Below are 19361 nucleotides of genomic sequence, written 5' to 3' on the forward strand. Positions count from 1 at the left end.
CATAGCGGCCAGTGCCGCGGTGTAAGCGCCGGCCGCCGTCTCGTGCAGCGCGGCCGCGGTGGTGCTCTTGGCGGAGCTTTCAAGCAGCCAGCCCAGGTACGGAGCGTGGGCCGCGACGTACTGTTCGGCGCTGGGGCCCTCCCATGCTCCGCCCTGCACGGCCCCCAGCAGGCCGGTGAGTTCGTCTGCCGCCTCGGCGTATTGAGTGCCCATCTCCGACCACGTCGCGGCCGCGGCGAGCAGTGGCCCCGGTCCGGGGCCGCTGCTGAGCAAGGTCGAGTGCACCTCAGGCGGGAATGCGATCCAGATCGGGGCGGTCATCGTCGGTGGCCTTCGGGCACGAACACGAATACCTCTTCGGTGAATGTCGGGGCTGTTGACGTTCAGTGGTCGGTTTGCCGGAAGGTTTAGTTCCCGCCGTTTGATTTCCCTGGTCTTTGCGCGCGGACCGGGCATGCGCAACGATGCAGGGATGCGGTGTGACGCGGCGCGTGAGGCGCTTTCGGCTCGACTGGACGGCGAACGTCCCCAGGTGCTCGCGCAGCAGGTCGACGCCCATCTCGAGTCGTGCCGGCGTTGCCGCTCCTGGCTCATCGGCGCCGCGGCTCAGACTCGCCGGCTGGCCACGGTCGAGCCGGCCGACGGGCCCGACCTGGTCGCGAAGATCATGGCCAGCATCGGCGAGGAGTCGTCGGGACACCAGCGTCGGATGCGTTGGCTGCGTTCGCACTACCGGCGGTGGGGCCTGATCGCCGTCGGTCTATTCCAGGTCGCGATCGCCGCCGCCCAGATCAGCGGCATCGATTTCGGGATGGTGTCGAGCCACATGCACGGCGCGATGTCCGGTGAGCACCTGATGCACGAGTCCACCGCCTGGTTGCTGGCCCTGGGCCTGGCGATGGTCGCCGCGGGCGTCTGGCCCGTCACCGCAATTGGGGTGGCGGCGATTACGGGCGTCTATTCGGTCGCGCTGTTGGGATACGTCGTCGTCGACGCCTTCGCGGGCGACGTCACGGCAACGCGGATCGCCAGCCACATGCCCTTGCTGTTGGGCCTCGCGTTCGCGCTGCTGGTGGCGCGGGAACGGGTCCGATCGGACAGAGCCGGCGTCTCCGACACGTCGGACGACGCCGGATGGCCCGCCGACTCCCCGGTTGCCCGGCGACGTGGTCACCTCTGGCCGATCAACCGGGCCGCCCTCGACCCCGCCGCCGCGCCTACGACAGGCCGTCGTAGACTCAGTCAGCCCGCGAAACAAAGGTGGTTCGCCATGATCGCGCCCAGCGATGACGAGGCCGTTACCGAGCTCGCGTTGGCCGCCGCGCGTGGGAATGATCGGGCGCTAGAGAGTTTCATCAAAGCCACCCAGCAAGATGTATGGCGGTTTGTCACCTACCTGTCGGACGCGGGCAGCGCCGACGACCTCACCCAGGAAACGTTCCTGCGCGCGATCGGCGCCATCGAACGGTTCTCCGGACGGTCAAGTGCCCGAACCTGGCTGCTTTCCATTGCGCGCCGCGTCGTGGCGGACCACATCCGTCACGTGCAGTCGCGACCGCGCGCCGCCCTCGGGGCCGACCCGGAACACGTTCTGCGCGGTGACCGCCACGCCCGTGGTTTCGAAGACCTGGTCGAGGTCACGACAATGATCGCGAGCCTCACCCCCGAGCAACGGGAAGCCTTGTTGCTCACCCAATTGCTCGGGCTGCCCTACGCCGACGCCGCCGCGGTGTGCGGGTGCCCGGTGGGCACCATTCGGTCCCGCGTCGCGCGCGCCCGTGACGCGCTGCTGGCCGCCGACGCCGAGCGCGACGACCTGACTGGTTAGCCCAAAGCCGCTACCCAGTCGGCGGCCTGTTCGACGGTGCCGACCGCCGCCACCCCGGCCGGCAGCACCGGTCGCGCCACCATCACCACCGGAATGCCCACTGCCGCAGCGGCATCCAGCTTCGCCCGCGTCATCTGCCCGCCGCTGTTCTTCGTGACCACGGCGTCGATGCGGTGTTCCCGCAACAGCGCGAGCTCGCCGTCGTAGCGATACGGGCCACGGGACAGCACCAATCGGTGGCGGCGCGGCAGCGACGCGGGGTCGGGCTCGGTGACCGCGCGGATCAGAAACCATGCGTCGCTGCCCGCGAACGCCCGCGCCCCCGAGCGTCCCGTAGTGAGAAAAACGCGCGAGTATGCTTGCTGCGCAACGGTTTTTGCCGCCTCGATATCCGACTCGACAACCGTCGCGTCGCCGGGGTCCCACGCCGGGCGGGCCAGGACCAGATGCGGGATCCGCAAATCAGCGCAGACTTCGGCGGCGTGTGCTGTGATCGTCGCCGCGAACGGGTGGGTCGCGTCGATGACGGCGTCGATGCGTTCGTCAAGCAGCCAGCGCCGGAGCCCGTCGACGCCGCCGAATCCGCCGATGCGGACCGGGCCGACCGGCAGCGCGGGGTCGGGCACCCGGCCGGCCAGGGAGCTGACGATGTCGACGCGTGGGTGCAGTGCCTTCGCCAGCGCACGACCTTCGGCCGTTCCGCCGAGCAGCAGCACCCGCATCAGTGCCTACTCCCCCGCGATCGCCCGGTCGAATACAGATAGCTGTCGGTGAATCCCTCGGCGGCCAGCACGTCGCCGACGACGATCACCGCGGTCTTGGTGATGTTATCCCGGTGCATCCGCTCGGCGATATCGGCGAGCGTGCCGCGCAGCACCACCTGTTGCGGCCAGCTGGCGAAAGCGACGACAGCAGCAGGTGTTTCGGGGCGGTAGCCGCCTTCGATGAGTTGCGGGACGATCGCGTCGATCTGGGCTGCGGCCAGGTGCAGGACCAGCGTGGCGCCGGATCGGGCGAGCACGGTCAAGTCTTCACCGGGCGGCATGGCCGTCGACAGGGTGGCGACCCGGCTCAAGGTTACGGTCTGCGCAACGCCGGGAACAGTGAGCTCGCGTTTGAGCGCGGCCGCCGCCGCGGCGAAAGATGGCACGCCGGGAACGATTTCGTAGTCGATGCCCAGCGCGTCGAGCCGGCGGCATTGCTCGGCCAGCGCGCTGTAGAGCGACGGGTCACCGGAATGCAGCCGGGCCACGTCGTGGCCGCCGACGTCGGCGTCGCGCAGTTCGGTGATGATCTGCTCCAGCGTCAGCGGGCCGGTGTCAATGACTTTCGCTCCGGGTGGGCACAGGGCCAACAGGTCGTCGGGCATGATGGAACCCGCATACAGGCACACCGGGCATCGCTCGAGGAGCCGCTGGCCGCGGACGGTGATCAGGTCCGCCGCGCCCGGACCCGCACCGATGAAATACACGGTCATGTCGTCACCGTCCACTGGGTGACCGGCATCTGCGGGCGCCATCCGGTGAAGCCCCCGAGCGGCTCGCCCCTGTAGTGCTGGAAGCGTCGCAGGTGACCTCCCAGACGCGAATGTGTTTGCACCACGGCCGCTTCGGATTCCGCCGTGACCGCATTGACGACGAGGCGACCGCCGGTGGGCAAGTGGTCGAGGCACGCGTCGAGCAGGCCGGGTTGGGTGAGGCCGCCGCCGATGAAGATGGCCGCCGGCGGCTCGAGCCCGTCGAAGGCCTCCGGGGCGTGGCCGCGGACATCGATGTTGACGCCGAATGCCGCTGCGTTGTAACCGATGTTCCGGCAGCGTTGTTCGTCACGTTCGAATGCGACGGCGCTGCAACCGCTCCACCTCAAACACCACTCGACGCCGATACTGCCCGAGCCCGCCCCGACGTCCCAGAGCCGCTCGCCCGGGCGTGGGGCCAGCGCCGCGAGCGTCACCGCGCGGATGCCGTGCTTGGTGATCTGCCCGTCGTGGAGGAATGCGTCGTCGGGCAGGGGCGAGAGGCGTTCGTCGGGCAGGTAGCGGATGGCGATGACGTTGAGGTCGTCGACGTTCGACGGCGCGCTGTCTGCCCAATGGCGTGCGGTGCCGTCACGGCGGTGTTCGGTTGGGCCGCCGAGGTTTTCCAGGACGGTGAACTCGGAGTCACCGCGCCCATGCGCGTCGAGCAGCGCGGCGAGTTCGTTCGGCGTGGCTGCGCTTTTCGACAGCGCGATGGCCTGGCCGCCGCGGCGGACCGCGGTGTGCGGCGGCGCGGTGACCAGACTGATCACCTCAGTGTCGTGGAGGTTCCAGCCCATCCGCGCGCACGCCAGCGTCACCGACGACACGTGCGGCAACACCCGGACTTGTTCGGTGCCGTAGAGCCGCATCAGGGTGCCCCCGATGCCGTGCAGGAGGGGGTCGCCGCTGGCCACCACGTGGACGTCTTCGGCGTGGCGGTCTCGCAGGGCCTGCAGGGCGGGCAGCATCGGGGACGGCCACTGCCGGCGCGGCGCGGCGATGGTGTCGTCGAGCAGGTCGAGTTGTCGTTTCGACCCGTAAATCACCGTCGCCCTTCGTAATTCACGACGCGACGTTTCCGCGAGGCCCGCAATTCCGTCGGCTCCGATGCCGACCACGATGATCATGAGCGCCGCTCCTCCGCATCGCTTCGCTCTGCATCGTCACCGGCGCGGATCATCGCGGCATCCTGCGCCAGATGAACTGCGGTAGCAGCCGCATCACGGCAGCGGCGGGCCCCAGCGCCCAAGGGATCCACACGGTGCGGCGGCCCTTCGCCAGCGCACGCGCGGTGGCCTTGGCCACCTGCGCGGGGGTACTGGACAGCGGGGCGGGCGTCATCCCCTCCGTCATGCGCCCGATCACGAACCCTGGGCGAGCGATCAGCAGCCGAACGCCCGTGCCGTGCAGAGCGTCGGCCAGGCCGCTGGCGAAGCCGTCCAGGCCGGCCTTTGCCGAGCCGTAGACGTAGTTGGCGCGGCGCACCCGCGCGCCGGCGATCGAGGAGAACACCACGAGTCGGCCCCGCCCGGCCGTGCGCATCGCGGTGGCCAAGTGGGTGAGCATGCTGACCTGGGCGACGTAATCGGTGTGCACGATGGCCACCGCGTGCGCGGCGTCGGTCTCGGCGCGGGCCTGGTCGCCGAGGATCCCGAACGCCAGCACGGCCGTGGCGATGGGGCCGTGTTCGGCGACGAGCGCGTCGACCAGCGGACCGTGCGACGCCAGGTCGTCGGCGTCAAACTCCACGGTGTGCACCGCCGTCGCGCCGGCTGCTTTGAGCGCAGTGATCTGCTCGTCGAGTTGATCGGCCCTGCGTGCCGCCAGCACCACCGGCGCCCCGGCCGCTAGGAGGCGCGCGAGCTCGATGCCGATCTCGCTGCGTCCGCCCAGGATTAGTACTGGTCCTGCGCCCGTGTCGTCCACGGCTGCGATTATTGCCTGCGCTAGCGTGGGCGGTGATGGCGAATACCACTACCCGGCTCACCGATGATGCGCTGGCGTTTCTGTCCGAACGGCATCTGGCCATGCTGACCACGCTGCGAGCCGACAATTCGCCCCATGTGGTGGCGGTGGGTTTCACCTTCGACCCCAAGACGCACATCGCGCGGGTCATCACCACTGGCGGCTCGCAGAAGGCGGTGAACGCCGACCGCGGCGGGGTGGCGGTGCTCAGTCAGGTGGACGGCGCGCGGTGGCTGTCGCTGGAGGGCCGGTCCACGGTGAACAGCGACGGCGACGCCGTCCGCGATGCCGAGCTGCGGTACGCCCAGCGCTATCGCACCCCGCGCCCCAACCCGCGGCGGGTGGTCATCGAGGTGCGGGTGGAGCGAGTGCTGGGGTCTTCGGGATTGCTGGACCGGGGCGAGACGTAACGGGTTTGCGATTGGTTACCTCGCCCGGCCATAACGCGGAATCCGCTTAGCCACCTTTTCTCCGAGGGTCGTACTCGGTCCCTGAAATGTCATCCCAGAACTTTGGCGAGACGTCCGTCACCCTGTCGCCAGGAGCAACAGCGTTTACTTTCTGCTCAAATTCATCGAAACCCCTGCGCGCCTCCGCCAACTCCTCTTCTGTCGGCGGAGTCACGCCAGCTTCTTGTGGAGTAGAGAAGATCTTCCCGGCGATTTTCCGGCTCATTACTCCGATTCCGCCTTTCTACGGCCCTCTCGGCGCACGTTCAGTCTTGTCCTACGCCGTTAGACAGGTGTTCCCCGGTTACTGCCGGGCCTTTGGAGAAGCAGGTCATCGTGCTCTCCTTTGCGGCACCCCTCTATGAACTCGATTGCGGCCCGCCGGTCGTCCAGAAAGCGACAGTATTGGTCCGACGTAAGTCGATAATACTCTTCATAATCGACAATGCCGTTGCTGACCGGTATTGACGCGTAGTAGCCGCCGGAGATCGATTCAACACCTATAGAGTATTTATCTTCCAGTGAGAAATATGTGTCGTCGAATTTCATCGCCGTCTTCCTAATTTAAGATCCCGTTTCACGTCTGATGGGCGAACAGCGGACCACCATCGGGATTGAGAAAAGACTTTTCTATGCCTTCTACTGGTACATCCACATAATGTGATAGCTCAACTAACCTATCATCTGCAGAAATTGCTATCGTTGCCCCTCCTGGACCTATGAGTGCATCCCGCTCGCGATCCAGGAAAGCAGTCTTTCCGAGCGTATATTTTTGGACTAATTCATCCCGCATGAAAGGCTTCTGAACGTGGGGCAAACCGCGATGTTTGCGCACTGCGTTGCCAAAGTGGCCGTAAAGGTACTTTTCGATAAGCTCGATGGTCAGCGCTGCCAGATGAAAACTTTCTCTGCCCATGCGGTCGGAAGACGTGATTACAAAATAGCCGTTGACAGCGCTGATGAAATAGCGCCGTTCGCCACCTTTGTTCCAAATCAGGGTCCGGCCATCATCCGTTTCTGATCCTTGCATCACTTCCATCCCGGCGAGCCGTATCCACTCTCGCACGCCGGACGAGATGTCCACATCACCCACCACGCGTCAACACCTTTCCAAGCAATTCCTCGATGGTGCGCGACTCACCCTGAGCATCGAAGATCCGCACCTGCAACGATCCACCACGCTGACCGAGCCCGGGAGCGACCTCTGATACTTCGATTGTCCACTTCTCGGGCAGTTGACTAAGTGTGTATGCGTTATACGGGTCTCGTAGAGAACTCACATGAAGACCGCGCTCCTCCCACGTCGCTGCACGCCCATCCTCCATAACCGCCAGATACGCGCCTTCGTCATCGCCGATACGATCCAGAAGTTCCCCATAATCTCGGACGAATATACGAAGGTTTGAATAAGCGACTCGCGTGCCCGGTACCGCTCCAGCATTCTTGGGGAAATTATACCAATGTTGGCCTTCTGGACCGAGTTTATTGAAGCGCTCCTCGTATTCTTTCTGAGAATAGGCATGACCGTGTGCATCGCGCCCGAATGGGGCTTCGGGATCCTTTATCAGCTTCCTGACTGCCGAGTCTATCTGGCTCATATCTGATGGATCGTACGGGTAATTCCAGTGTTCGGATAAGGGTTCCCCATAATGCGGGTCAAGTGGCTCATCCGATAACCGGTGCCATCCATCACCAGCAGGCTCATGTGAATGTACGGGGTCCTGACGTTCACTACCGGGAGAATCTCCATCGTCCGGTCCTGCTGGACCCTCATCGTCGGGCGGCCGGCCATCTCCGCGGTCACCGGATGCATCCCCGTCGCCATGCCCTCGCCGACCGCCGCTGTCGTGTGTTTGCCCATCTGTCTTACCGCCGGCCGGATGGCCGTCGCCGGGACCGCTCGATCTTCCGTCATGCGGCGGCTGTCCGTCTGGCGGGCCACCGTCGCCGGGACCGCGCCATCCGCGACCCGGCGCGGGCACCTCGGTGGGGCTGCCGGCCGGGGCGGTGAAATGCGGCGCAGAAGCCGTCGGCGCAGGAGTCATAGGCGCAGCAGAAGCCGCCGGTGCTGGTCTTGGCGGGCTCACACCGACCGGCGCGGGCTCGACCGGGGCACCCGCGTGCGCGAGTTGAAGGCTCGACGGCACACGCTCGGTGGCTATGGCCGGCGGAGCAGACCCAGGTGCGGTAGCCGGAATGGGTTCGCGCCCATCACCCGCGGGCACGGAAAGCGGCTCACGGGGAGGACTGTGCGGCGCAGGCACCGGGTCATGGGGACTTACCGGAGGAGTCGAGCCCGGTTCGTGCAGGCCACCGCCTGCAGGCGCTGACGCAGGAGACGGGGCCTCAGCTGGCACCGGTAACGGATCATGCGGGCCACCCGCACCCGCCGCCGGAGTCGGCGCAGACTCCCCCGGCGCGAAGAACGGATCGTGAGAATTGCCGCCCGGAGGCGCTGACGCTGGCGCCGGAGCGGCCTCCGGCTCGAGGGGCGGTTCGTGGGCACCACCCGAGCCTGGTGGTGCGGCCGGCGCAGACACCGGCTCGTGCGGACCAGTCCCCGGTCCCGGACCGTCCGGGTGCGTTGGCTCGGGCCCGGCAGTTGGTCCTTCGTGCGCACCGGGTCCGGTGTCGGGCGGGCGTGGCGTCGCCTCCACGGGTGCATCAAACGGCTTACCGTCTGGCAGCCCCACAGGAGTACCGCCAGTGGGCGGTTTGATTTCCGGCAGATCACCCGTAACGCCTTCGAGGCTCTTGGTCACGTCGCCGCCGGCCTTGGTGATGTCAGTCAGCGCGCCGCGCGCTCCCGCTGCGCCTGCCCCACCGGCACGCCCAGCAGCGCCACCCGCGGCCTCCGCCTCTTCCCCTGCACCACGTGCAGCCGCTCCCGCACCGTCGGCCGCCGCACCCGCCTCACCGAGGCCCGGGGCGATTAGCGTGAGGCCGTCGAACGCGACTTCCCCGGCGCCCAACCCCGGACGGTCCCTACTCCAATCCTTCGCATGCACAAGGCCTTTCAGCTCCTGCAGCCGCGCTTCCGCGAATTCGTGGGGATTGACCGCGGCATTGATCAAGCTTTCTTTCCAGGCGTTTTTCACCAAGCCCGTCCAGGTGGTGGCCGCACCCTGTGGATCTGCGGCGATCCAATGCGGGCTCAGGTCGACGAGGCCCAGCCCCATGCCGACCACACCTTTGAGGACGCCCTCCTGGGCATTGATCCAGGTGTCGGCTATGGTCGCGACGGGGTTACCGACGTCGTCCCCGAGGAATTGGACGAGCCCGCGGCGCGCGTACTTCTCGCACGTGGTGACCGCGCGATCGGCCTCTTGCATGACGAACTTGATCTCGTCCTCGCAGGCCCTGGCTTCCTGGCCAAGATGCTGGAGCACGGCATTGATGTCCTTGACGATCTGTTTGATCTCATCCCAGGCGTCGCCGTCGATGATGAGCATCACATCGTGACCGAGGTCGCCCAGGGACTCGATGCGATGCAACAGATCCCGGATCGCGGTTTGGGCGTGGTCGACCTTATTCGCGAACGTGTCGATGGTGCGGGCCAATGCGTCGCACAGGTCGCCGATAGTCGCTGTCGACGAGCCGATTTCGGTCAACGCGTGGTCGATCTTCTCGCCTTCAGGAATGTGTTGGCCGTCGAACAGCATCTTGGACGCGTTGAGAGTCCCCTTCACACCGGTAGCTGCCGCACCGAAGGCTCGCCAACGAGATGCAGCCGCACGCAGACCCGCCACGTCGCCGTCGGGCCATGCCTCGAGGACAAACGATTGCACGAGCGCCCACAGCGGTGGAGGCGGCTGGCCGGGCCCCCACGTCCCAGGCGGCCCGGGCGCGGCAAGCTCGGCCGGCGGGGACGGTTGCGTCAAAGCACTGCGTCCGCCGCCCAGCGTCGACGCCGCATCGACGTGGGAGTAGTTCGACGCGCCTTGCTGTATGACAGCCCCGCTTTTCCGGCAGGCGTTGACGGCGGCAGCGGCCGCCTTCAGCGCCGACTCGGCCTTCTCCTGATACGTCAAGCCGAACACCTCGCCGGCTCGGTCAACACCGGTGTGGGCCGAAAAGCCGGCCGTCAAGATCGACAGGTTGGCCGCCAGAGAGTCGCCAGCGGCTGCCACCGCGCTACCCGCGGCGTACAAGGCCTCTGGGTCGACGGACAACGGAGCCACGCGCGAAATTCTCGTCGAGACCGCACGCAGGCGCTATTCACCCAATGATGGCTTTGCCAAGCTAGCCGCGCTCACAACGGAGCCACAACTCATTCGTCAACAGCCTGTGCGGCCAACGTGATGCGGTGCCGTCCCACCGCCACCGCCACGGTTCGCCCGGCCGGCTGACCGTCGACTTGGACGCTGGACCCGTCAGGCAGCCCACTCAGCGTGATCCGCGCGGCGGTATCGGTGGCCACCGTGATCGTCGATGCCTGAAGAGCGGCCAGTCCGGCACGCTGGACATCCACCGTGATCCTGGCAACGCCGGTGAGCCGCAGCGTGAGATACGGCAGCGGACCGACCGACGGGCCTGCCCGCCAGTCCAGTTCGCTGTACACGCCCGGGGTCGGGTCGAAGTTCAGGATGAACCCGCGATGATGCCGAACGGTGTGCGTCGGGTCCGGGCGCGCGTACGAACGCGCATCGACTTCGGCGATGGCCCCGCGCCGCGCCGTCACCCCCGGGTCCGCGGTCAGGTCGGACAGCCACCACACCCGATGCGGCCCGATACCCAGGTCGTCGCGCACCAATTGCGGATGCCACGCGTACGTGATGTGTCCTGGATCCGCTTGCCGTAAGCCGGTTTCCATGTGGGCGATCGGGTCTTCGAACTTGTCCTGCAGCACCCAGGCGATGTGATCCTCGAGCGGATACACGGTGAAGCGGTGCCGATAGCCCAGCCGGTCGAGTTCGAGCACCTGCTCGGCGGCCGACGGGAACGGCACCAACTCGTCGACCAGCCCGTGGGCGATGACATAGGGCAGCCAGCGCGCGTTCACCAGCAGCTTCCAGGTATCGCCCTCGCGGGCACAGGCCGAGTCCGGGTCGAGGTCGGCCGGGATGTCGACGTCGGGAAGCAGCCGCACCCCGCACGCCGGCGGACCGGCCAGCACGACCGCCTGCGAAAACACTTGCGGATAAGTCAATCCCAACTTGTACGCCGCATAGCCACCCATCGAGTAGCCCGATATCACGGTGCGATTGGGATCGGTGCCCAGTTGTTCGGCGACGCACGCCCACACTTCCCAGACGTCGAGTTCTCCGGTATCGAAGTACCACGTCGACGGGCCTCGGGCGAGTGGTGTGACCACCACCGAGTCGCGACCCTCGCATACTTGGTGCAGCAAGCGGGGGTCGATGGCGGCGAATTGGCTCTGCCCGAGGGCGAGCGAATGCAGCAGCAGGGTCAACGGCAGCGTGCGGCCCGGCTTGAAAGTGGACGGCAGGCACACCGAATACGGCTGCACCCGACCGAGGAACTGCGGCTTGGTGCTCAAGATGTCGTCGGCGGCAAGACCCTGGCCCAACTCGACCGAGGACACGTACCACCGGGTCGACGGGCCGGCGATCACCGGCTCGGCATCGGTCTCGCCCGCCGCCAGCCGATCCCACGCCACGGTCACGACGAACTTCGACACGTCGCCGTGGGTCAAGGCCTCGGCCTGGGCGGAATCCGACCAGAAGTTCAGGTGCGGCGGCTCCTGCTCGTTGGTGCGGAACGCGACGTTGTAGACGTTGGGTTGCCCGGGCAGCGCGCCATGCTCGGCGGGCACGTCGGCGAACCCGTCACCGGCGGCGTTGGCCAGCCCCGCCGCCAACTGCACCCTCCAGTTGCCGGCCGGCTCCAGCAAGGTCCGCGGCACCTGCGCGAGAAACGTCCGCGATCCCATGTCGACGCTGTGCGGCACCGGCGTCGTGGACTGGTTGGTCAGGTCGATCAGCGCGGCGCCAGACCCCGAAACCAGCAGGGCCATGTCGATCCCGGCCGAGCGCAGACCGGCCCCGGCGGGCCACTGCTCCGGCGCAGTCCTGGCGGGGCCGGTATCGAAGGTGAACAGCGCGATGGGGACGGACGCGTCCAGCAGCGTGTTCCAGTCGATCCGCCACCACGTATCGGTCGCGGTGAGCCCGATTCCGACACGGAAGATGTCGGCGCCGTTGCGTGCCGCGGGCCCGCCGGGATAGACGTAGGTGCCGCGCGGCGGCGCCTGCACCTTCAGGTCGCCGATCGGCAGGCCGGTCGCGCCGTGGTCGTCGTACAGGAAGTCGGTCCAAAAGAGGGCACCACCGGCAACGCGGCCGGTGCCACAGGTCCGTGGAAAGTCCTCGCCGAACGGCCATCCCGACGGCGCCGGAAGTCGCGGCTCCGGGCGCAGGGCCGCCGGCGGCACACCCTCGGGCATCCCGCCGGCCACGACGAGCTCAGCCGGTGGCGTGGGTGCCGTCGCCGCGGGATGCACCAGCGTGTCGGCGATGTGGCGTGCGATGCGAAGCGGAAGGAGAGTCAAATCCAGAAGTGACATCAAGCCCAAACGTACGCGCCGGAGAGGTCCGGACGCTAAGTCGCGGGCACCACGATCAGTTCGTGGGGCCGATTGTTGACGGCCAGGCCGCCGTCGTCGGTCACGACGACGATGTCTTCGATACGTGCGCCCCATCGGCCCGGGAAATAGATGCCCGGCTCGATGGAGAAGGCCATGCCCGCGGCCAGCGGCAGGTCGTTGCCCGCGACGATGTAGGGCTCCTCATGCACCGAGAGGCCGATACCGTGGCCGGTGCGGTGCACGAAATACTCCGCCAGCCCGGCGTCGGCCAGCACGTCCCGGGCGGCCGCGTCGACCTGCTCGGCCGTCACGCCGGGACGGACCGCCTCGACGGCCGCGCGTTGGGCGCGCTGCAGCACCGAATAGTACTGTGCCACTTCGGAATTCGGCTCACCGATGCTGTAGGTGCGCGTCGAGTCCGAGTGGTAGCCGGGCTCGTAGGCCCCGCCGATGTCGACGACGACGATGTCACCGACTTGCAGTTCTCGATCCGAGTAGCCGTGGTGCGGGTCGGCACTGTGCGGCCCGGAGCCGACGATGATGAACGACACCTCCGAATGCCCTTCGGCGACAATCGCTTCCGCGATGTCGGCGGCCACGTCGGCCTCGGTGCGGCCGGGGACCAAGAACTCCGGCACCCGGGCATGCACGCGATCGATGGCCGCGCCTGCTTTGCGGAGCGCGTCTATTTCGCCCTCCTCCTTGACCATCCGCAGCGTGCGCATCACGTCGGTGGCAAGGACCGGCAGCACCCCGAGCACATCGGCCAGCGGCAGCAGATGCAGGGCCGGCATCGAATCGGTGACGGCGGTCGCCGCCGGACCGCCGCCGAACGCCGCGCCGACCAGTTGGTAAGGGTCGTCCCCGTCGACCCAATCCCGCACCGCGAGACCCAATTCCGCGATGGCCGACCCCTTGAGCGAGGCCAGCTCGAGTCGCGGGACGATTACCGTCGGGTCGCCGGAGGCCGGAACAACCAGCGCGGTGAACCGCTCGAGCGTCTGGGCCCGCGACCCGACGAGGTAGCGCAGGTCGTAGCCGGGGGTGATCACCAGCCCGGACAAGCCCGCGTCAGCGGTCGCGGCGGCCGCCGCCGCCAGCCGGCTGGCATACACCCCGGCGCCGAACCGATGAGATTCCATGGCAGCCAGGCTAACCGGTTGGCTTCGGCGCTGGCAGGATAGCCAGCATGTCCGCGCCGCTATTGCTACTCGACGGGGCCAGCATGTGGTTCCGGTCGTATTTCGGGGTGCCGTCCTCGATCACCGCCCCCGATGGCCGGCCCGTCAACGCCGTGCGCGGCTTCATCGACTCGATGGCCGTGGTGATCAACCGGCAACGCCCCAGCCGGCTGGTGGTGTGCCTGGACCTGGATTGGCGACCGCAGTTCCGGGTGGACCTCGTCCCCTCCTACAAGGCGCATCGCGTTGCGCAGCCGGAGCCCGAGGGCGAGCCGGACGTCGAGGAGGTCCCCGACGAGCTGACACCGCAGATCGACATGATCATGGAGCTGTTGGACGCCTTCGGGATCCCGACCGCGGGCGCCGAAGGTTTCGAGGCCGACGATGTGCTCGGCACGCTGGCCGCCCGCGAACGCCGTGACCCGGTGGTGGTGGTCAGCGGCGACCGCGATCTGTTGCAGGTGGTCTCCGACGATCCGGTCCCGGTCCGGGTGCTCTACCTGGGCCGTGGGCTGACCAAGGCCACTTTGTTCGGGCCGCCTGAGGTCGCCGAACACTACGGCGTGCCGGAGCATCGGGCGGGGCCGGCCTATGCCGAATTCGCGCTGATGCGCGGCGATCCCTCCGACGGCCTGCCGGGCGTCCCGGGTGTCGGTGAGAAGACGGCGGCAACCCTGCTGGCTCAGCACGGGTCGCTGGAACGGATCCTGGCGGCCGCCCACGATCCGAAATCGAAGATGGCCAAGGGTTTGCGCTCGAAACTGCTGGGTGCGGCCGACTACATCGAGGCCGCCGGGCAGGTGGTGCGGGTGGCAACCGACGCGCCCGTCAGCCTGTCGACGCCGACCGACGCGCTACCGCTGGTGGCCGACGACCCGCAACGCACCGCGAAGCTGGCGACCAAGCTGGGAGTCGGGTCCTCGATAGCCCGGTTGCAGAAAGCGCTCGACGCGCTGCCGACGTAACCGGCTACTGCGGGCGGCCGACCTCGTAGGTGCCCTTGTTGTCCTGGAACGTCACCGTCACGTGCTTGGGGGCGCCGTCGATGCTGACGTCGCAGTCGAAGGTGGCACCCTTCTTGACGGTGGGATTCTGGCCGTGGTTGCACTTGACGTTCTGGACGTTCTTGGCCCCGTAGCCGTTGGTCTCGTCCGACAGGACCTGCTGCACACCGGTCTGTGCCTTATTGACGTCCAGCTTGGTGGTGACGAAGAACCCGGGCTGCCAGAAGCCGAGTATCAGCACGACCGCGATGAGCAAGAAGGCGATCACGCCGCCCACGCCTGCGATCACGCCGACCGACCGCTTCTTGGCCGGCTGCTGGTCGTAGGGCGGGTACTGCTGCGGGTACTGTCCCGGCTGACCGTATTGCCCGGGCTGTCCGTACTGCCCCGGCTGACCGTATTGCCCCGGCTGCTGGTACTGGCCCGGCTGACCGTACTGTCCCGGCTGCGCGTACTGGCCGGGCTGCGCATATTGCCCGGGCTGCCCGTACTGCCCGGGCTGCTGATAGCCGGGCTGCTGGGGGTATTGCTGCGGGTAGGCCTGCTCGGCCGGCTGCTGGTACTGCGGGTAATCGGCGGGCGGCGTGTATGCCGGGGCCTGCCAGGTCGCCTCCTGGCCCGCCTGCTGCTGCCAGGGCGAGCCGACCTGGGTCGGCTCGGAGGACTGGTCGCCAGCTTGGCCGGGCGGTTGCCACTGCTGTTCCGGTCCCTGCGGTCCGCTCATCGTCTCTCCTCAGCCCCTTGTGTCTCGGCACGAATCATCGGCGTGGTGATTTCCGCATCTACGGTAGCTTCGGCTCAGCCTACCCGGCGTCAACAGCGACGACGCCGCGCCGAACGTCATTGATGGCGCGCTTGGCGACGGCACGTAACTCCGGGTCAGGGGCGGCGTTGCGCACCTGGTCCAACAGATCGAGCACCTGGCGGCACCAGCGCACGAAGTCCCCCGCCAACAGCGGCGAGCCGGTGCCGACCGGGTCGACGGCCGCCAGCGCGGCGGCCAGGTCGCCGGTCTTGGCCCAGCGGTAGATGACGTTGACGAAGCCGTCGTCGGGCTCCCGACTGGGCGCGAGCCGGTGCGTCTGCTCGTCGGTGCGCAGCGCATAGGACAGTCGCGACGTTTGCTGCAGCGCCTGCCGCACTCGCTGGGTAGGCGCCTCGGCGGCGAACGCCGCCCCCGGGCCCTCACCACCCCTGCTCTCGTACAGCACCGCCGAGACCACCGCGGCCAGCTCGGCGGGCTTCAGATCGGCCCACGCGCCGGTGCGCAGGCATTCGGCGACCAAAAGGTCGCTCTCGCTGTAGATGCGGGCCAGCAGCCGGCCATCGTCGGTGACGTGCGGATCGGTGTCCGGGCCCTGAATGAAGCCGCGCTCGGTGAGCAGACCGACGATCCGGTCGAACGTCCGGGCCAGCGAATTGGTCGCCGCGGCAACCTTTTTCTCCAATTGGGCGTTGTCCCGCTCGATGCGCAGGTAGCGCTCGGCCTGCCGGACTTGGGCCTCCAGGCCGGCGTTGTTGTGCGACGGGTGCCGCCGAAGGTCCTCCCGCAACGACGCCAGCTCGGGGTCGTGGAAACCATCATGGTCGCCGCGGCCACTGCGCCGCCTCGCCGGAACGGCCAATCCGGCGGCCGCCGACCGCAGCGCCGACGCCAGGTCGCGACGGACGCGCGGCTGGCGGTGCTCGACCCTCTTCGGCAACGGCATCGAACCGACCGGCGCCGCCGCTCCCGAGTAGTCGGCCGTCGAAATCCGCCCCGCCCAGCGGTTTTCGGTGAGCACCAACGGGCGCGGGTCGTCGCCGTCGCGGGCCGATTCCAACACCACCGCCAGCCCGCCGCGCCGGCCGTGGGTGATGTTGATGATGTCCCCGCGCCGCAGCGCGGCCAGCGCGTCACTGGCCGCCTGCCGCCGCTGCAGCCGCGACGCGCGGGACTGCGCGCGCTCCATCTCGGTGATGCGCGCCCGCAGCCGGGCGTAGTCGAGGATCGGCGCCTTCGGCCCGCCCAGCTCGGCGGCGATCTCGCCGAGCATCGCGTTGCCGCGCTCGATACCGCGGACCAGGCCGACGACCGAGCGGTCGGCCTGATACTGGGCAAAAGACTGCTCCAGCAGCCGATGGGCCTGCTCGGGACCCATCTGTTGCACCAGGTTGATCGTCATGTTGTACGACGGTGCGAACGAGCTGCGCAGCGGGAAGGTGCGGGTGGAAGCCAAGCCCGCGACCGCGGACGGTTCGGTGTTTTCTTCGGTGGGATTCCAGAGCACCACCGCGTGGCCCTCGACGTCGATGCCGCGCCGCCCGGCGCGCCCGGTGAGCTGGGTGTACTCCCCCGGCGTCAGCGGCATGTGCTGCTCGCCGTTGAACTTCACCAGCCGTTCGAGCACCACCGTGCGGGCGGGCATGTTGATGCCGAGCGCCAGGGTCTCGGTGGCGAACACCGCCTTGACCAGCCCGGCGGTAAACAGCTCCTCGACGGTGTGCCGGAAGACCGGCAACATCCCGGCGTGGTGGGCCGCCAGACCGCGCATCAGCCCTTCGCGCCACTCGTAGTAGCCGAGCACCGCCAGGTCGGCGTCGGCAAGATCACCGCACCGGTGCTCGATCACCTCGGCGATCTGCGCACGCTCCTCCTCGGTGGTCAGCCGGAGCGGCGAACGCAGGCACTGCTGGACGGCGGCGTCGCAGCCGGCGCGGGAGAACACGAACGTGATCGCCGGGAGCAGCCCCTCGGAGTCCAGCGTCGCGATCACGTCCGCCCGGCCGGGCGGACGATAGAAGCGCGGCCGGCCCGGCGCACCGCGTCCGCCGCGCCCGCGCCGCGGTTGCCAGTCCGACATCCGGTCCGCCTCGCGGCGGTGCGCGATGTGGCGCACCAGGTCCGGGTTGACGCGCGGCTCGCGGATGGCCGTTGGCTGCTCGCCGACGTCCGGGTTTCGGTAGTCGAACAGGTCGAAAAGCCGCTTGCCCACCAAGACGTGCTGCCACAGCGGCACCGGCCGATGCTCGTCGACCACCACGGTGGTGTCGCCCCGCACCGTCTGGATCCAGCCGCCGAATTCTTCGGCGTTGCTCACCGTCGCCGACAGGCTGACCACTCGCACCTCGTCGGGCAGGTGCAGGATCACTTCCTCCCATACCGGCCCGCGCATCCGGTCGGCCAGGAAATGCACCTCGTCCATCACCACGTAGGAAAGCCCTTGCAGCGCCGGCGAATTGGCGTAGAGCATGTTGCGCAGCACCTCGGTGGTCATCACCACCACGGGAGCGTCGGCGTTCACCGACATGTCGCCGGTGAGCAAGCCGATCCGGTCGCGGCCGTAGCGCGCGGTCAGGTCGGTGTGCTTTTGATTGCTCAGCGCCTTGAGCGGCGTCGTGTAGAAGCACTTGCCGCCCGCGGCCAGCGCCAGGTGCACGGCGAATTCGCCCACCACCGTCTTGCCGGCCCCGGTCGGCGCGCAGACCAGCACGCCGTGACCGCGCTCCAGCGCGGCGCACGCCCGCTGCTGAAAGTTGTCCAGCGCAAAGGGCAATTCTGCGGTGAACCGGGTCAGCTCGACGAGCTCCGTCAAGTCCTGTGGCACCGACGGTTTAGGTGACATCGTCATGCTGGCCGGCGGTGAACGACGGCTCCCGCGCCGACTCGTGTATCGGTGCGGGCGCCTCGATGACCGATGCCTCGTCGTCCGGGATCACCGCCTGGGCTTCGCGTTTGGCCTTCCGTCTGTCGTGCAGGCGGGCGATTTGGATGGCGAGCTCAAGGAGCACCGAGAGCGCCACGCCGAGGGCGGTCATCGAAAACGGGTCGGAGCCGGGGGTGAAGACAGCCGCGAACACGAACATCGCGAAAATCAGGCCGCGCCGCCAGGACTTGAGCCGCTCGTAGGGCAGCACCCCCGTCATGTTGAGCATGACGATCAGCAGCGGGAATTCGAAGCTGACCCCGAACACCACCAACAGGTTGATCAGGAATCCGAAGTACCGGTCCCCGGACAGCGCGGTCACCTGAACGTCGCTACCGACGGTCAGCAAGAAGCCCAGCGCCTTGGACAACACGAAGTACGCCAGCACCGCACCCGCGACGAACAGCACCGCCGCCGGGACCACGAATCCAACCGCGAACCGGCGCTCCTTCTGGTACAGCCCCGGCGTGATGAACGCCCACAGCTCGTAGAACCACACCGGGCAGGCCAGCACCACCCCGGCGGTCAGCCCGACCTTGAGCCGCAACATGAACTGGTCGAAGGGGGCCGTCGCCAACAGTCGGCACTGACCGTCGGCGCTGATGCTCGCGCGCGCGGACTGGGGCAGCGAACAGTAAGGATGGCGCAGCCACTCGCCAAGGCTTTCCAGCCCGAAGATCGAATGCGAGTACCAGACGAACCCGAAGATCGTGGTGACCAGGATGGCTGCCAGCGAGAGGAGCAACCGGGTGCGCAGCTCCGTGAGGTGGTCGACGAGCGACATCGTCGCGTCGGGATTGGTGCGGCTGCGCCTGTTACGCGGATTGAGGCGCTTCAGCACGCCGGCAGTGCGCGCTGAAACCTTGAAAACTTTCACGACGCTCGTTCAGTGGCGTTCGGGCACCGCGACGATGACGGCGGGCTAGGCCGGGCGTGCTTCGGAGTGCCCCTGCTCGGTGGCCGCCGGCGGCTCCACCCGCTGGGACTGCACAGGCTGAGGGGTCTCGATGGAAGGCGCTTCGGTCTTGCCTTCGCTCTGCATTTCGCGCATCTCGGACTTGAAGATGCGCATCGATTTGCCCAACGAACGTGCTGCATCGGGGAGCTTCTTGGCACCAAAAAGCAGGATCACCACCACAGCGAGGATCGCCCAGTGCCACGGACTAAGACTGCCCACTTTGA

17 protein-coding genes and 1 pseudogene are annotated in these 19361 nt (G+C 67.7%); 4 read left to right on the forward strand and 14 right to left on the reverse strand.

The window, feature by feature from the left end; translation table 11 throughout:
* Positions 1 to 321, reverse strand: a 321-nt coding sequence (locus A5697_RS07635; protein WP_156673201.1) for a PPE family protein, incomplete at its 3' end; no start/stop codon positions are given.
* Positions 322 to 472: 151 nt separating this feature from the next.
* Between A5697_RS07635 and A5697_RS28310 the strand changes: the two are divergent.
* Together A5697_RS28310 and sigC are read left to right on the forward strand one after the other, a co-directional pair.
* A pseudogene (locus A5697_RS28310) lies at positions 473 to 1090 on the forward strand (DUF2275 domain-containing protein); the annotation flags it as partial.
* A gap of 180 nt (positions 1091 to 1270) precedes the next feature.
* On the forward strand, positions 1271 to 1828 hold the full coding sequence (gene sigC / locus A5697_RS28315; protein ID WP_231972004.1) for an RNA polymerase sigma factor SigC: 558 nt from the start codon (positions 1271 to 1273) through the stop codon (positions 1826 to 1828).
* Here the strand turns inward: sigC and A5697_RS07645 are convergent.
* The 4 genes from A5697_RS07645 to A5697_RS07660 are packed head-to-tail and all read right to left on the reverse strand — an operon-like array spanning position 1825 to position 5273.
* The gene (locus tag A5697_RS07645) at positions 1825 to 2553 is read right to left on the reverse strand and encodes a cobalt-precorrin-6A reductase (RefSeq protein WP_156673202.1); all 729 of its coding nucleotides are present in this window, start codon (positions 2551 to 2553) and stop codon (positions 1825 to 1827) included. The genes sigC and A5697_RS07645 overlap by 4 nt on opposite strands.
* The gene (gene cobM, locus A5697_RS07650) at positions 2550 to 3305 is read right to left on the reverse strand and encodes a precorrin-4 C(11)-methyltransferase (protein WP_068009566.1); all 756 of its coding nucleotides are present in this window, start codon (positions 3303 to 3305) and stop codon (positions 2550 to 2552) included. Before cobM ends, A5697_RS07645 begins: the two co-directional genes overlap by 4 nt.
* A complete protein-coding gene (locus A5697_RS07655) occupies positions 3302 to 4474 on the reverse strand; it encodes a bifunctional cobalt-precorrin-7 (C(5))-methyltransferase/cobalt-precorrin-6B (C(15))-methyltransferase (RefSeq protein ID WP_068009425.1) in 1173 nt (390 codons plus the stop codon). The genes cobM and A5697_RS07655 overlap by 4 nt, the downstream gene beginning before the upstream one ends.
* A 49-nt stretch (positions 4475 to 4523) precedes the next feature.
* Complete coding sequence (locus A5697_RS07660; RefSeq protein ID WP_068009429.1) at positions 4524 to 5273, reverse strand: SDR family NAD(P)-dependent oxidoreductase; 750 nt, start codon at positions 5271 to 5273, stop codon at positions 4524 to 4526.
* A gap of 35 nt (positions 5274 to 5308) precedes the next feature.
* Here A5697_RS07660 and A5697_RS07665 point away from each other — a divergent pair, with 35 nt between their 5' ends.
* Entirely contained in the window at positions 5309 to 5722 is a 414-nt protein-coding gene (locus A5697_RS07665; protein WP_067949668.1) for a F420-dependent biliverdin reductase, read from the forward strand.
* Between the two features lie 324 nt (positions 5723 to 6046).
* Here the strand turns inward: A5697_RS07665 and A5697_RS27045 are convergent, their stop codons facing one another.
* From A5697_RS27045 to A5697_RS07685, 5 genes are all read right to left on the reverse strand, one after another.
* Positions 6047 to 6310: a hypothetical protein gene (locus A5697_RS27045; RefSeq protein ID WP_082953290.1), complete on the reverse strand. Its 264-nt coding sequence runs from the start codon at positions 6308 to 6310 to the stop codon at positions 6047 to 6049.
* 28 nt (positions 6311 to 6338) lie between these two features.
* Entirely contained in the window at positions 6339 to 6857 is a 519-nt protein-coding gene (locus A5697_RS27050; RefSeq protein ID WP_231972002.1) for a TNT antitoxin family protein, read from the reverse strand.
* On the reverse strand, positions 6847 to 9942 hold the full coding sequence (locus tag A5697_RS28640; protein WP_082953291.1) for a glycohydrolase toxin TNT-related protein: 3096 nt from the start codon (positions 9940 to 9942) through the stop codon (positions 6847 to 6849). The genes A5697_RS27050 and A5697_RS28640 overlap by 11 nt, the downstream gene beginning before the upstream one ends.
* A gap of 89 nt (positions 9943 to 10031) precedes the next feature.
* The gene (locus tag A5697_RS07680; RefSeq protein WP_068009448.1) at positions 10032 to 12287 is read right to left on the reverse strand and encodes an alpha/beta hydrolase-fold protein; all 2256 of its coding nucleotides are present in this window, start codon (positions 12285 to 12287) and stop codon (positions 10032 to 10034) included.
* A gap of 35 nt (positions 12288 to 12322) precedes the next feature.
* Positions 12323 to 13450: a Xaa-Pro peptidase family protein gene (locus tag A5697_RS07685; protein WP_068009452.1), complete on the reverse strand. Its 1128-nt coding sequence runs from the start codon at positions 13448 to 13450 to the stop codon at positions 12323 to 12325.
* Positions 13451 to 13497: 47 nt separating this feature from the next.
* Between A5697_RS07685 and A5697_RS07690 the strand changes: the two genes are divergently transcribed.
* Positions 13498 to 14454 carry a 5'-3' exonuclease gene (locus A5697_RS07690; RefSeq protein ID WP_067949674.1) on the forward strand — a complete coding sequence of 319 codons (957 nt, stop codon included), beginning with the start codon at positions 13498 to 13500 and terminating at the stop codon, positions 14452 to 14454.
* A 4-nt stretch (positions 14455 to 14458) separates the two neighbouring features.
* Here the strand turns inward: A5697_RS07690 and A5697_RS07695 are convergent, their stop codons facing one another.
* The 4 genes from A5697_RS07695 to tatA form a co-directional block, all read right to left on the reverse strand.
* Positions 14459 to 15217, reverse strand: a complete 759-nt coding sequence (locus A5697_RS07695) for a DUF4333 domain-containing protein (protein WP_068009453.1) — start codon at positions 15215 to 15217, stop codon at positions 14459 to 14461.
* A gap of 79 nt (positions 15218 to 15296) precedes the next feature.
* Positions 15297 to 18068, reverse strand: a complete 2772-nt coding sequence (locus A5697_RS07700; RefSeq protein ID WP_067949706.1) for an RNA helicase — start codon at positions 18066 to 18068, stop codon at positions 15297 to 15299.
* Positions 18069 to 18087: 19 nt separating this feature from the next.
* Positions 18088 to 19056 carry a twin-arginine translocase subunit TatC gene (gene tatC, locus A5697_RS07705; RefSeq protein WP_156673203.1) on the reverse strand — a complete coding sequence of 323 codons (969 nt, stop codon included), beginning with the start codon at positions 19054 to 19056 and terminating at the stop codon, positions 18088 to 18090.
* Between the two features lie 45 nt (positions 19057 to 19101).
* Positions 19102 to 19356: a Sec-independent protein translocase subunit TatA gene (gene tatA / locus A5697_RS07710; RefSeq protein ID WP_067949678.1), complete on the reverse strand. Its 255-nt coding sequence runs from the start codon at positions 19354 to 19356 to the stop codon at positions 19102 to 19104.
* Positions 19357 to 19361 lie beyond the last annotated feature (5 nt).

The organism is Mycobacterium sp. E3251 (genome assembly GCF_001666835.1).
Taxonomy (GTDB): domain Bacteria; phylum Actinomycetota; class Actinomycetes; order Mycobacteriales; family Mycobacteriaceae; genus Mycobacterium.